This window comes from Streptomyces sp. NPDC000880 (genome assembly GCF_053599675.1).
The window spans coordinates 25,549-38,045 of sequence record NZ_JBSFMS010000061.1; the positions used below are offsets into that span (position 1 = coordinate 25,549).

The window sequence follows — 12,497 nt, forward strand, 5'->3', positions numbered from 1 at the left end:
CACGGGCGACGGTATGGCCGAAGCTAGCCTCTTGACCGGGCCATGCCACAGCTCCACGATGTGCCCGAACAACTGAACACCCGCACCACGACATGGCGTCGCAACTGAACACCCCCCACACTCCCCACCCAGGAGACAGCATGCGACTTCGCACACGCGGCCGCGGCAGAAAGGCCACCACCCTCGCGGCCCTGCTGGCGCTCGCGGTAGCCGCTCCCTTCACCGCCAACGCCGCGCCCCCGGCCCCGGATTCGACCTCCCCGACCGCCGCCGCCGAGGAGCAGATCCGGCAGTACGAGATCCATGGCGCGACCGACGCCGCGGCCCGTACCACCCTCGCCGCCACCGGCGTATCGGTGGACGAGGCGGACGCCCACTCGGCCGTCGTCAGCGCCACCGCCGCACAGACGAAGCGGCTGCGCGCACTCGGCTATCAGCTCGAAGTCCTGCCCGCGCCGCCGGCCAGGACCAATGGCGCGGCCGTCGAGCCGTTCGACTTCCCGTCGGCCGACGCGCGCTATCACAACTACGCCGAGATGAACGCCGAGATCGACCAGCGGATCGCCGCCCACCCGAACATCATCAGCAAGCGCGTCATCGGCAAGAGCTATCAGGGCCGGGACATCGTCGCGGTCAAAATCAGCGACAACGTCGCGACGGACGAGAACGAGCCCGAGGTGCTCTTCACCCACCACCAGCACGCGCGCGAGCACCTCACCGTCGAGATGGCGCTGTATCTGCTGCGCGAGCTCGGCGACGATTACGGCACCGACTCGCGGGTCACGGGCGCCGTGAACGGCCGCGAGATCTGGATCATCCCGGACGTCAACCCGGACGGCGGCGAGTACGACATCGCCACCGGCTCCTACCGCAGCTGGCGCAAGAACCGCCAGCCCAACTCCGGATCCTCGGCGATCGGCACGGACCTCAACCGCAACTGGAACTTCAAGTGGGGCTGCTGCGGCGGCTCTTCGGGCTCCCCGAGCTCCGAGACGTACCGCGGCGCGCGGGCCGAGTCCGCGCCCGAGGTCAAGGTGGTCGCCGACTTCACCCGCAGCCGGATCGTCGGCGGCAAGCAGCAGATCAAGGCGGGCATCGACTTCCACACGTACAGCGAGCTGGTTCTGTGGCCGTACGGCTACACCAACGCCGACACCGCTCCCGGTATGACGCAGGACGACCGGAACGCCTTCGCCGCGGTCGGGCAGAAGATGGCGGCGAGCAATGGCTACACCCCGGAGCAGGCGAGCGACCTCTACATCACGGACGGGTCGATCGACGACTGGCTGTGGGGCAACCAGAAGATCTTCGCGTACACCTTCGAGATGTACCCGACGGGCTTCGGCGGCGGTGGCTTCTACCCGCCCGACGAGGTGATCGAGCGCGAGACGAGCCGCAACCGGGACGCGGTGCTGCAGCTGGTCGAAAACGCCGACTGCATGTACCGCTCAATCGGCAAGGAGCAGCAGTACTGCCCGAGCTGACGGACAGGGGCGCCCCGGGACAGTACCGTCCCGGGGCGCCCTCGTACGTACATGTCCCTGCCGCTAGACGACCAGACTCAGCGTCGCCGCGACCGCGAAGCCCGCGATCGACAGCACCGACTCCAGCACCGTCCACGACTTCAGCGTGTCCCGCTCCGAAATCCCGAAGTACTTCGCCACGATCCAGAAGCCGGCGTCGTTGACGTGCGAGCCGAAGATCGAGCCGGCCGAGATCGCCATGATGACCAGCGCCAGGAAGGCCTGCGAGTGGTCACCGCCCTCGACCAGCGGCAGCACGATGCCGGCTGTGGTGACGATCGCGACCGTCGCCGAGCCCTGGGCCACGCGCAGCACCAGCGAGATCAGATAGGCGAGCACGATGATCGGCAGACCGATGTCGTTGAAGGTGTCCGAGAGCGCCTGGGCGACGCCGCTGCCCTTCAGTACGGCGCCGAAGATGCCGCCCGCGCCGACCACGAGCAGAATGTTGCCGACCGGCTTGAGCGAGGAGGTCGACACGGCCTCAAGGGACTTGCGGGACCAGCCGCGCCTGACGCCCAGCAGGTAGTACGCCATCAGCAGCGCGATCGTCAGGGCGACGAAGGGGTTGCCGAAGAACTCGATGACCGAGCGCGGCGTGGAGGGGTCCAGCGCAATGGAGGAGAACGTCCCGGCGAGGATGAGGACCAGCGGCGTACCGATGATGGTGAGGACCGTGCCGAGGGAGACCGGCTTCTCCTGCGGGGTACGGCCGGCGGCGGTCTGGTCGGCGGCGACGGCGGCCTTGGCGTCCTCCGCGGCCTCGACCATGTCCTGCGGGACCTCGACGAACAGGCGCTTGCCGATCCAGGCGGCGTAGGCCCAGGCGGCAAGGACCGCCGGGATACCGACGACGACGCCCATCAGGATGACCCAGCCCAGCGAGACATGGAGCAGTCCGGCGGCGGCGACCGGGCCGGGGTGCGGCGGCAGGAAGGCGTGGGTCATCGACAGCCCGGCGAGCAGCGGCATCGCGAAGAGGATGACCGACTTGCCGGAGCGCTTGGCGGCGACGTACACGAGCGGCGCGAGGACGAAGATGCCGACGTCGAAGAAGACCGGGATACCGAAGATCAGGCCGGTGAGGCCCATGGCGAGCGGAGCACGCTTCTCACCGAAGAGGTGCAGCAGACGGCTGCTCAACACCTCGGCGCCGCCGGACACTTCGAGTATCGCGCCGAGCATGGTGCCGAGCCCGATGATGATCGCTACGTGCCCGAGGATGCCGCCCATGCCCTGCTCGATGACCGAGACGGCGGCGGACCGCTGGACCGTGCCGAAGAGCTCGGTGACGGAGAGACCGGCGGCGAGGCCGACGGCTATGGAGACGGCGAGCAGCGCGACGAACGGCTGCAGCCTGACCTTGATGATCAGGAAGAGGAGGAGCGCGATGCCGAGGGCGGCGACGGTCAGCAGACCGGCGGTGCCGTCGATGAGCAGGAGCAGTCCGCCGGTGTGGGGCGGGGCTGGTGGTGGGGAGTCAGCGGCTATGAGCATGGCGGGGGACCTCGTTGTTCGGGGGATTTTGGGTGTGGGGGGTCACGGCGCGGCGCTTCGGGCAAGCGCGCCGCGCCGCGAAGTGCGGGGTAGAGCAAGATCAGCCGGCGGTCAGCCGAGGACTGCCAGGGCGTCGATCTCGATCAGGAGGCCCTTGGGGAGGCCGACGTACACCGTCGTACGGGCGGAGGCAGGCGCCTTGAGGTCCTGCTCCTCGAAGTACGCGTTGTAGATCGCGTTCAGCTCGGCGAAGTGGTCCACGTCCGTCAGGTAGACGCGCATCATCATCACGTCGTCCCAGCCCGCGCCGCCCTCTTCGAGGATTGCCTTGACGTTGGCGAGGGTCTGGAGGGTCTGCTCGCGCAGGGTCGGCCCGGCGGGCGTCGGCGGCTGTCCCTCGACGGCGGGGAGGAAGCCGACCTGCCCGGCGACCTGAAGGATGTTCCCCTTGCGGACACCGTGGGAGAACTTGGCGGGCGGGGCGGTGTGGGTGGCGGGGGTGATCGCGGTCTTCTCGGTCATGAGACTTCCTTCTGCGGGCCGGTCTTTTGCTGAGGGGATACAGCGCCTGAGTACTCCCGGCTGATGGCGTCGGCAGTGCGCCGCACCACCGGGAGGAGGGTGAGGAGTTCTTCGGCGGTGACGACGACATTCGGCGCGGAGGCCGACATGGCGGCGACGACGCGGCCGTCCGCACCGCGGATGGGGGCACCGACGCAGTTGATGGACTCCTCGTGGCCGCCGAGGTCGGTGGCCCATCCCTGTTCGCGGACGACGGCGAGCTCCTTGAGGAACGCGGCGGAGTTCGGGATCGAACGGGATGTGTACATGGGGTAGTCGAGCTTCTCGGCGAGGGCGCGCCGCTCGGCCTCGGGAAGGTCGGCGAGCAGCAGCTTCGCCACCGCGGCGACAGTAATGGGCACGGGCTTGCCGATCCGCGAGTACATCCGGACGGGATAGCGGCTCTCGACCTTGTCGATGTAGAGGACTTCGCTCTCCTCGTACACGGCGAGGTGGACGGTGTGCCCGGTCTGCTCGTTGAGCGCGACGAGGTGGGGGTGAGCGATCTCGCGTACGTCGAGATTCTCGACGGCCTCCTGCGCGAGGGCGAAGAGCCGGGCGCCGAGACGGTAGCGCTGGTCCTGCTGGCGGTAGACCAGTCCGTGCTCGTGGAGCGTACGCAGCAGCCGCAGCGCGGTGGACTTGTGCACACCGAGGCGCTCGGCGACCTGGCCGAGGTCGGCGGGCCCCTGGGCGAGCAACGGAAGGATGCTCAGCGCGCGGTCGACGGTCTGGCTCATGGGATACGTACCTCCTGCGGGTCCTGCGTGCCCTGCGGGTGCTGCTCCGCGGTCGCGGTCCAGCCGGGGCCGAGTCGCAGTCTCCCCCAGGCGCGCGCGTCGAGTGAGACCAGCCGGTCGGCATGCGCCCGCGCGGGCGGCACGGCGAGATCCCCGGCGACGGTGAGGGTGGCGGCTGCCATGAGGTGCCCGTACCGCAGCCGTTCGTGAGCGGAGAGCCCTCGCAGGGTGGCGGAGAGAAACCCGGCGGCAAAGGCGTCCCCGGCACCGACGGGTGCGACGACGTCGACGCGGGGTGCGGGCTCGTCCGTGACGGTGTCCGGGACGGCACGGCCTTCGGCCGCGTCCTGGGGCGCCGGACGGGCTGAGAAATCAGCCCCGCCGGCGTTTGACTCCGCGCGGCGGGCGTACGCCACCGCCCCCCGCGCCCCCCTTTTCACCACCAGGACCTCCGGTTCCGGGAGCGCCTCGCGGATCGCCGCCGCGCCCCGTACACCCCACGCCGCCTCCGCCTCGTCCTCGCCGACGAAGACGATGTCCGCACCCCGCGCCAGGTCCAGGAGCACCCGCGGGTCCGCCGCGTCGTGCCACAGGTTGACGCGGTAGTTCACGTCGAACGAGACGAGCGGACGGCCCGGCCTCCGCGTCGTGAGGGCGCGCACCAGGGACAGGCAGTCCGCCGAGAGCGCCGCCGTGATGCCGGACAGGTGCAGGATCCGCCCGGACCACAGGTCTTCGTACCCCATCGTCGACGGTGACATGGCCGACGCCGCTGAACCGGCGCGGTAGTAGACGACTTCCGCGCGGTCCGGCTCCTCGCCCGCCGTGCCTGTGGCCCGCTCGCCCGCCGTACGGAAGTAGATGCCCGTCGGCCGGCGCGGATCGCGCTGGACCGCCGACGTGTCGACGCCGTACGACGCGATCGCCGCGACCAGGTGCTCGCCGAACCCGTCCGCGCCCACCCGGCCGACCCACTTCGCGCGGTGCCCGGACGCGGCCAGACCGCACGCCACATTGGACTCGGCTCCGCCGATGCCGCGTGTGAACGACGGCACATCGGCGAGGCGGCCCGGAGCCGTCGGCACAAACGTGACCATGGACTCGCCGAGGCAAACGATGTCGACGGGTCGGGGCACAGTCGCCGTCGCGGTCACGGTCGCGGTCACGATCGCTCGAGCTCCTCATTGGTCGGCCGCCGGAGACACCATTGACCCGGCGTTGGCTCGGATGTTAGACAGCGGTAAGCGAATTACGCAATGGCCATTGCACATAGCGCAACGCACCAAGGCGTGGCGATCCTCAAAGGAGGCCCCATGGCAGCCGACAACGCACTCGACGACGCGAACGCGGTCGACAACGCAGTCGGACGACTCGCCGACGAACCGGTCGACCACCGCTTCAAGGCACTCCCCCCGGACGCCGCAACCGCCGGCCTCACCGTCGGCGCCCTCGCCGCCGAGCGCCGCAACCTCTTCACCGGCGGCTTCACCACCCCCGTCCTCGCCCTCTCCGCCGAGTCCGTCGAGCACAACCTCGCCCTCCTCGAGACGTACTCCGAGCGCCACGGCCTCGCCTTCGCCCCACACGGCAAGACCTCCATGTCCCCCCAGCTCTTCGCCCGCCAACTGGCCTACGGCGCCTGGGGAATCACCGCCGCCGTCCCCCACCAGGCCCGCGTCTGCCGCGCCTACGGCATCCAGCGGATCTTCCTCGCCAACGAGGTCGTCGACCCCGCCGCCCTGCGCTGGCTCGCGCACGAGCTGGAGGCCGACCCCGACTTCCGCTTCATCTGTTACGTCGACTCCGTACGCGGCGTCGAGCTGATGGACGAGGCTCTCAGGTCCGCGGGCACCACCCGCCCCCTCGACGTCGTCGTCGAACTCGGTGCCGGCGAAGCCGCCCGCACCGGAGCCCGCACGGAATCCGACTGCGCGGCCGTCGCCGACGCCGTGGCCGCGACCCGTACCCTCCGCCTCGTCGGCGTCGCCGGCTACGAGGGCGAGGTCCCGCAGGCCGACGGCGACCGCGTCCGCGCCTGGCTGCGCCGCCTGGTCGCCCTCGCCGCCGACTTCGACAAGGCCGGCCGCTTCGCTGCCCTGGCAGAGACGGAAGAGATCGTCGTCAGCGCGGGCGGCAGCGCCTGGTTCGACGCGGTCGCGGACGTCTTCGCCGAGATCCCCGAACTCTCCCTGCCCGTACTGAAGCTGCTCCGCTCCGGCGCGTACGTCTCGCACGACGACGGCCACTACCGTCACCTCACGCCCTTCAACCGCATCCCTGACGAGGGCGCCCTCCAGCCCGCCTTCCGCCTCTGGGCCCAGGTCGTCTCCCGCCCCACGCCGGAACAGGCCTTCGTCAACGCGGGCAAGCGGGATGCGGCATACGACCTCGATCTCCCCGAGGCCCAGGTCGTACGCGACGCCCGCACCGGCGAGATCCGGCCGGCAACCGGTATCACCGTCAGCGGCCTGTCCGACCAGCACGGCTGGGTCCGCACCACGCCGGACGCGGACCTGGAGGTCGGCGACTGGGTCGGCATGGGCCTGTCCCACCCCTGCACGAGCTTCGACAAGTGGCAGCTGATCCCACTGGTCGAGGCCGACGGCACGGTCACCGACTACATCCGCACGTTCTTCTGAGAGGCCGAGCCATGGATCTCGTCATCCGCGACGCACGCGTCATCGACGGCTCCGGCGGGCCGTCGTACCGCGCCGACGTCGCCGTCACCGACGGCCGAATCGCGGACATACGCCGAGAGGGCGAGCCCGCCCTCTCGGCGACGCGCACCCTCGACGCGCACGGCCTCGCCGTGTCCCCCGGCTTCATCGACATGCACGCGCACAGCGACCTCGCGCTGCTCCGCGACCCCGCGCACGAGGCGAAGGCCGCACAGGGCGTGACCCTCGAAGTCCTCGGCCAGGACGGCCTCTCCTACGCGCCGGTCGACGACCGCACGCTCGACGCTGTCCGCAAATCCATCACCGGCTGGAACGGCGGTGCGCCCGGGGACACCTCCATCGACTTCGACTGGCGTACGGTCGGCGAGTACCTGGACCGCCTCGATCGCGGCATCGCGGTCAACGCCGCGTACCTCATCCCGCAGGGCACGGTCCGGATGTACGCGGTGGGCTGGGACGACCGCCCCGCGACCGCCAAAGAGCTCACCCGCATGAAGCAGCTCGTCGCCGAGGGCCTGGAACAGGGCGCGGTGGGCATGTCGTCCGGCCTGACCTACACCCCCGGCCTGTACGCGGGCGACTCCGAACTGACCGAGCTGTGCCGGGTGGTGGCCCGCTACGACGGTTACTACTGCCCGCACCACCGCTCGTACGGTGCCGGCGCCCTGCAGGCGTACGAGGAGATGATCTCCCTCACCCGCGACGCCGGCTGCGCCCTCCATCTCGCGCACGCCACGATGAACTTCGGCGTGAACAAGGGCAAGGCACCGGATCTGCTCGCCCTCCTCGACCGGGCACTGGACGCCGGCGCGGACATCAGCCTCGACACGTACCCGTACACCCCCGGTTGCACCACGCTGGTCGCGGTGCTGCCGAGCTGGGCGAGCGTGGGCGGTCCGGATGCAGTGCTCGCCCGCCTCCAGGACGACGAGACCGCCGAGAAGATCCGCCACCACATGGAGGAGATCGGCGCGGACGGCTGCCACGGTGTGCCCATCGAGTGGGACACGATCGAGATCTCGGGCGTGAGCGACCCGGGGCTCGTGAGCTACGTCGGCAAGACGATCGAGCAGTCGGCGGCCGAGCGCGGCGAGACACCGTGGATCACGGCCCGCCGGCTGCTGATCAACGACCGTCTCGGCTCGACGATCCTCCAGCACGTCGGTCACGAGGAGAACGTCCGGCAGATCATGCGCCACCGGGTCCACACCGGCGGCAGCGACGGCATCCTGCAGGGTCACAAGCCGCACCCGCGGGCGTACGGCACCTTCCCGCACTATCTCGGCCGGTACGCGAGGGAGCTGGGCATCCTCACCCTGGAGGAGACGGTCGCCCACCTCACCTCCCGCCCGGCCGCCCGGCTGCGGCTGCCGGACCGCGGCCTGGTCCGCGAGGGCTACCGCGCGGACCTGGTGCTGTTCGACCCCGACACGGTCGCGGCGGGCTCGACCTTCGAGGCCCCTCGTACGCTGCCGGTCGGCATCCCGCATGTGCTGATCGACGGAAAGTTCGTGATCGAGGACGGATCGCGTACGGACGTACTGGCCGGCCGCTCGGTCCGCCGGACGGACCGCACGCCCGCGTAGTCAGCTCACTCCCCGCGGCCGGAACTGGATGCTGATGCGCGGCCCCACGGCGTGCGCCGTCTTCGGCACGGCGTGCTCCCAGGTCCGCTGGCAGGAGCCGCCCATCACGATCAGATCGCCGTGCCCCAGCGGCCGGCGCAGCGGGGCGCGGCCGCCCCCGCGGGGCCGCAGCACCAGATCGCGCGGGGCGCCGACCGACAGGATGGCGACCATGGTGTCCTCCCGGGAGCCGCGCCCCTTGGTGTCGCCGTGCCAGGCCACGCTGTCGCGGCCGTCCCGGTAGTAGCAGAGCCCGGCCGTGGTGAACGGCTCGCCGAGCTCGGAGGCGTAATACGCGGACAGGGCAGCGCGGGCCTCGTCCAGGACGGGGTGCGGGAGGGCATCCCGCACCCCGTAGAAGGCGAGCAGCCGCGGGACCGCCACCACGTGCTCGTACATCTGGCGCCGCTCGGCCCGCCACGGCACGCGCGGCGAGCTCCTCGAAGAGGGCGTCCGCCGCGCTGAGCCACCCGGGGAGTACGTCGATCCACGCTCCGTCCCCGAGCACGGTCCGCCGTACGTTCGTCAGCGGACCGAGTCGGATCTCGTCGGTCTGATCGAAGAGGGAACCCTGGAGATGTGCTGCCATGCCCCCAGGGTACCCAGATAATCGAACATGCTGCCGAATCGGCTCACGGCTTGGGCAGCGCGCAGCCGGAGGCGATACGCGAAGCCGTCGATGTTGCAGCTGTAGATGCGCTTCCAGTACCCGGAGACGACCTTGATGGCGGTGCCCTGCACCGGGTGCCCGGCGTTGAGTTCGAGCGCCTTGATGCCGTACCGGCTCTCTATCTGCCGGTAGGTGCTGGTGAGTTGGTACAGCGAGACGTCGGTGTCCGTCATCGTCGCGTACCCGATCTTGCCGGCCCGCAGTGTCGCGACTCTGCTGCCCGCGGAGTTGAGCAGGCCGAAGGTGCGGCTGGACGGCTGGTCGACGATGACCTCACCCGCGGCCGGGAAGCCGCCCTCTATGCAGTGCCCGTTGGAGAGTACGAGGGCGGGGTCGTCGGGCTCCGAGGCCGGCATGCGCACCACCGATCCGGAACAGTTGCTGAGCGCCACCGTCCCGGCGAAGTCGACTGCTCTGGCGTCGGCTTGGGAAGCGGTGGCCGCGGCGCGCGACGCCGTGTCCGGGCTGGTGGCCGCGACGGCGGGTGCCGTGCTTGGCCGCTGTCATATCCGAGGCTTTTAGTGGCGTAGTTGGCTCACCGGCAGCAGAACGTGGGCCGCGGTGGTGAGCGTCCGCTCGTCGCCGAGGAAGGACTGGAGCGCCTCCTCGGTGACCGGCTCGCCCGGGACCGCGTCCGGCCAGGGGCGGCTGGCGATCAGGAGGTGCGCATGACCGCGCTCTTCCGCGGCACGGAGCCACTCCGGCGGGGCGGGGCACTGCGCGCTCAGATAGGGCATGTTGAGGATGGCCCGGCCGCCTTCGACGAGCAGCCTGATCGGGGAGCCGGCCGAGCGGGTGCTGTCTGCCATGTCGCCGCCGGCCGAGAGCCCGACCTCCTCGATGACCGCCAGCACGGCCGCCTCCCCCGCCTGCGCACCGTCGGCGCCGTCGCCGAGGGAGTAGGCGAGCAGATAAGGCATGTCATGCCCCTCATCGGGGTCACCGATCCATGCGAGCACCGAGAGGGTGCCCAACTGACTGCGCCGCACGGCGTTCCTGGAAGAGCTGGCTGTGGTCATGGTCCGGCACCCTAGTGCCCTGCCAATGCCCCCACTTCGCCCATTCACCTGGATGGACGAAGGCATCAGATGCCAGTTTCCGCAATTCCTCACCGCGCCTCGCGCAGGGGCGAAAATCCGTTCTGGCCGTACTCCACCTCCGTACCACGGCAGTGACTTCGCCCCGCGGGCGCGCGTTGGCCGACTTATGGCAAGGACTACCGCTTCTGCCCGATGGCAGCGCGTCCAGACGGCCCCGGTGCCGAACCCGGTGAGTTCGCCCAACGGGACCCCGATCTACGAACAGCTCGTCAGGGAGTGGGCCGCCGCCGACCGCACGCTGCCAGGCCTGCCCGACATGGAGTGGAGCCGACTCGCCCACTATCCGGCGCAGCCGGGCAGCGACCCGGACGGCCGCCCCGGTCCGCCCCCTCAGCGCAGGGGCTGGCTCCATGACCGCCACCCGGCCTGATTCCACCCATGCCGAGGAATGCAGGGGTTTCCGCTGCAGCCAGAACTCGTTACCCATGACGACGGCGGCGACGAACGCGGCCGGGGAAAGGAATGCGAAAAGATGAAGTACTCGCGGGTTGCCGCAATCGTTGCCGGTTCCGTCGTGGCGATGGGGGCCTCTCCCGCCTTCGCCGCCAGTACGACGCCCATGCCTCCCATGAGCCTCAACGGCGGCCTTGAGACCCTCGGCTCGGCGTCGGCCCTGAATCTGGCCGACGGGCGTTCCGCGGTGAACTCGCTCGCCGACGCCGCTACCGACCTCAACAACGTCAAGGGCACCGCCCCGCAGCAGGTCCTCAAGTCGGCCGGTGAAGTCACCCCGCTGCTGGGTGGCGTCGAGCTGGGTGGCTGAACCGGCGCTTCGTAAGAGCGCGTTCGGCAGGGGGCGCAGCCGTCAGCGGCTGCACCCCCTGCCGTACTGTGTGCCCAGGTCGGGGACACAAGCCGGGGTGGTACCACCGGCCGATACCGGTGACACCACCCCGATACGAAGCGCGGTCAGCTGTTTTCCGCGATGTTGCCGAAGGCCGGGTTGAGGGCGCCGATGACGTTGACGCTGTTGCCCGACAGGTTGACCGGCAGGTGCAGCGGGACCTCCGCCAGGTTGCCGGACAGCGCACCCGGTGAGTTCTGGGCAACGCCACTCGCGCCGGCGTCGGCGAAGGCGGATCCGGCAGCGGATCCGGCAGCGAGACCAGCGGTCGCGAGAACCAGGGCGGCCTTCTTGACAGAATTCATGGATAGCACCTTCTGTTCGATGTTTTGCCCGACATAGGGCTCACACGAATCGAAACGGATTGGCCCCCGCAGATGACACGGCCCGCCACCCCGGTACCCCCTGTTCGGCCCAACGCCCTTAGTAGCAGCGCAATATGTGATCCGCTTGTTGGTGCGCGCCGTACGGGCCATTTGGGTGAACACGGAGAACCAATCTCCCGAGAGAGTAGTTCTCCAGGGCGCTCCAGTAGCGGGCATCGACGCGACCATGCGACAGAAGGACGGAACATGCTCAAGAAGGTTATGACGACTGCGGTACTTACTCTTTCCGTGGCGGCCGCGGGAGCGACAATGGCACCGCAGGCCATGGCCATCGGCGACGACGGCGGTACGACGTCGCAGAGCGGAAACGATGCCCAGCAGACGTTCGGCAACTCCGAGACCTTCGGGGACATGAGCCCGCAGATCGGCCTCATCCAGGGCTCGCTCAACAAGCCCTGTGTCGGTCTTCCGGCCAAGGCCGACGTCGGCTCCCTCGTCGGCGTCGTACCGGTCTCGGCCCAGGACATCCCGGTCCTCTCGGCCCCGCAGAACCAGCAGTGCACCGAGAACTCCACCCAGGTCAAGGGTGACGAGCCGCTGTCGCACGTCCTCAGCAGCATCCCCGTCCTGTCGGGCAACGGCGAGGGCAACAGCTGAGTCCGAGCAGAGACCGAAGTCCCCGGCGCCAGTTGCCGGGGACTTCTCTGCGTCTGTACGCCTCTGTCCGGATCAGCTGGTCCAGAAGTCCCACCAGCGGGTCAGGATGAGCATCCCGATGAAGCCGGTCCACAGCACCGGCGGCATCCAGTGGAACTCCAGCAGCCCCTTGCGCAGCCCATCGGGGACCTTGATGATCCGGTGCTCGATGTTGTGCAGAGTGACGTAGCAGAACATCACGATGGTGGCGACCCAGGCCAGCGAGCACCACAGGCA

The 12,497-nt window shown here is 69.7% G+C and carries 12 protein-coding genes and 3 pseudogenes; 6 read left to right on the plus strand and 9 right to left on the minus strand.

Annotation, left to right across the window (positions count from 1 at the left end):
• Window positions 1-140 precede the first annotated feature (140 nt).
• On the plus strand, window positions 141-1,484 hold the full coding sequence (locus tag ACWDO5_RS20570; RefSeq protein WP_450531769.1) for a M14 family metallopeptidase: 1,344 nt from the start codon (window positions 141-143) through the stop codon (window positions 1,482-1,484).
• Window positions 1,485-1,547: 63 nt separating this feature from the next.
• Here ACWDO5_RS20570 and ACWDO5_RS20575 read toward each other — a convergent pair whose 3' ends face one another.
• The 4 genes from ACWDO5_RS20575 to ACWDO5_RS20590 all read right to left on the minus strand — a co-directional run bounded on the left by ACWDO5_RS20575 (window position 1,548) and on the right by ACWDO5_RS20590 (window position 5,487).
• Entirely contained in the window at window positions 1,548-3,020 is a 1,473-nt protein-coding gene (locus tag ACWDO5_RS20575; protein WP_450531770.1) for a GntP family permease, read from the minus strand.
• A 111-nt stretch (window positions 3,021-3,131) separates the two neighbouring features.
• The gene (locus tag ACWDO5_RS20580; protein WP_450531771.1) at window positions 3,132-3,542 is read right to left on the minus strand and encodes a RidA family protein; all 411 of its coding nucleotides are present in this window, start codon (window positions 3,540-3,542) and stop codon (window positions 3,132-3,134) included.
• Window positions 3,539-4,321 carry an IclR family transcriptional regulator gene (locus tag ACWDO5_RS20585; protein ID WP_450531772.1) on the minus strand — a complete coding sequence of 261 codons (783 nt, stop codon included), beginning with the start codon at window positions 4,319-4,321 and terminating at the stop codon, window positions 3,539-3,541. The genes ACWDO5_RS20580 and ACWDO5_RS20585 overlap by 4 nt, the downstream gene beginning before the upstream one ends.
• On the minus strand, window positions 4,318-5,487 hold the full coding sequence (locus ACWDO5_RS20590; protein WP_450531773.1) for a sugar kinase: 1,170 nt from the start codon (window positions 5,485-5,487) through the stop codon (window positions 4,318-4,320). The genes ACWDO5_RS20585 and ACWDO5_RS20590 overlap by 4 nt, the downstream gene beginning before the upstream one ends.
• A gap of 147 nt (window positions 5,488-5,634) precedes the next feature.
• Between ACWDO5_RS20590 and ACWDO5_RS20595 the strand changes: the two genes are divergently transcribed.
• Both ACWDO5_RS20595 and ACWDO5_RS20600 read left to right on the plus strand, forming a co-directional pair.
• Complete coding sequence (locus tag ACWDO5_RS20595) at window positions 5,635-6,960, plus strand: amino acid deaminase (protein WP_450531774.1); 1,326 nt, start codon at window positions 5,635-5,637, stop codon at window positions 6,958-6,960.
• An 11-nt stretch (window positions 6,961-6,971) separates the two neighbouring features.
• Window positions 6,972-8,585, plus strand: coding sequence for an N-acyl-D-amino-acid deacylase family protein (locus ACWDO5_RS20600; protein WP_450531775.1), 1,614 nt, complete (start codon window positions 6,972-6,974; stop codon window positions 8,583-8,585).
• On the opposite strand, the pseudogene ACWDO5_RS20605 reads toward ACWDO5_RS20600, so the two are convergent.
• From ACWDO5_RS20605 to ACWDO5_RS20615, 3 genes and pseudogenes are all read right to left on the minus strand, one after another.
• Window positions 8,586-9,213, minus strand: a pseudogene (locus ACWDO5_RS20605) (alpha-ketoglutarate-dependent dioxygenase AlkB). It abuts the gene before it with no gap.
• A 65-nt stretch (window positions 9,214-9,278) separates the two neighbouring features.
• Window positions 9,279-9,776: pseudogene (locus tag ACWDO5_RS20610) on the minus strand (serine protease); the annotation flags it as partial.
• Window positions 9,777-9,812: 36 nt separating this feature from the next.
• Window positions 9,813-10,313, minus strand: a complete 501-nt coding sequence (locus ACWDO5_RS20615) for a DUF5949 family protein (protein ID WP_450531776.1) — start codon at window positions 10,311-10,313, stop codon at window positions 9,813-9,815.
• A 250-nt stretch (window positions 10,314-10,563) separates the two neighbouring features.
• On the opposite strand from ACWDO5_RS20615, the gene ACWDO5_RS20620 reads away from it, so the two are divergent.
• Both ACWDO5_RS20620 and ACWDO5_RS20625 read left to right on the plus strand, forming a co-directional pair.
• Entirely contained in the window at window positions 10,564-10,764 is a 201-nt protein-coding gene (locus ACWDO5_RS20620; protein WP_450531777.1) for a hypothetical protein, read from the plus strand.
• A gap of 102 nt (window positions 10,765-10,866) precedes the next feature.
• Window positions 10,867-11,157 (plus strand): hypothetical protein, encoded by a 291-nt coding sequence (locus ACWDO5_RS20625; RefSeq protein WP_450531778.1) that lies wholly within the window; start codon window positions 10,867-10,869, stop codon window positions 11,155-11,157.
• A 146-nt stretch (window positions 11,158-11,303) separates the two neighbouring features.
• Here ACWDO5_RS20625 and ACWDO5_RS20630 read toward each other — a convergent pair whose 3' ends face one another.
• Window positions 11,304-11,543 (minus strand): chaplin, encoded by a 240-nt coding sequence (locus tag ACWDO5_RS20630; protein WP_450531779.1) that lies wholly within the window; start codon window positions 11,541-11,543, stop codon window positions 11,304-11,306.
• Between the two features lie 267 nt (window positions 11,544-11,810).
• Between ACWDO5_RS20630 and ACWDO5_RS20635 the strand changes: the two genes are divergently transcribed.
• Entirely contained in the window at window positions 11,811-12,221 is a 411-nt protein-coding gene (locus ACWDO5_RS20635) for a rodlin (protein WP_450531780.1), read from the plus strand.
• Window positions 12,222-12,293: 72 nt separating this feature from the next.
• On the opposite strand, the pseudogene ACWDO5_RS20640 reads toward ACWDO5_RS20635, so the two are convergent.
• Window positions 12,294-12,497 (minus strand): annotated as a pseudogene (locus tag ACWDO5_RS20640) (vitamin K epoxide reductase family protein); the annotation flags it as partial.

Bases quoted from the DNA above. Each gene is read 5' to 3' on its own strand.
- ACWDO5_RS20585 (WP_450531772.1), bottom strand. From the start codon at position 4,321: ATGAGCCAGACCGTCGACCGCGCGCTGAGCATCCTTCCGTTGCTCGCC.
- ACWDO5_RS20615 (WP_450531776.1), bottom strand. From the start codon at position 10,313: ATGACCACAGCCAGCTCTTCCAGGAACGCCGTGCGGCGCAGTCAGTTG.
- ACWDO5_RS20570 (WP_450531769.1), top strand. From the start codon at position 141: ATGCGACTTCGCACACGCGGCCGCGGCAGAAAGGCCACCACCCTCGCG.
- ACWDO5_RS20595 (WP_450531774.1), top strand. From the start codon at position 5,635: ATGGCAGCCGACAACGCACTCGACGACGCGAACGCGGTCGACAACGCA.
- ACWDO5_RS20625 (WP_450531778.1), top strand. From the start codon at position 10,867: ATGAAGTACTCGCGGGTTGCCGCAATCGTTGCCGGTTCCGTCGTGGCG.
- ACWDO5_RS20630 (WP_450531779.1), bottom strand. From the start codon at position 11,543: ATGAATTCTGTCAAGAAGGCCGCCCTGGTTCTCGCGACCGCTGGTCTC.
- ACWDO5_RS20635 (WP_450531780.1), top strand. From the start codon at position 11,811: ATGCTCAAGAAGGTTATGACGACTGCGGTACTTACTCTTTCCGTGGCG.
- ACWDO5_RS20600 (WP_450531775.1), top strand. From the start codon at position 6,972: ATGGATCTCGTCATCCGCGACGCACGCGTCATCGACGGCTCCGGCGGG.
- ACWDO5_RS20575 (WP_450531770.1), bottom strand. From the start codon at position 3,020: ATGCTCATAGCCGCTGACTCCCCACCACCAGCCCCGCCCCACACCGGC.
- ACWDO5_RS20580 (WP_450531771.1), bottom strand. From the start codon at position 3,542: ATGACCGAGAAGACCGCGATCACCCCCGCCACCCACACCGCCCCGCCC.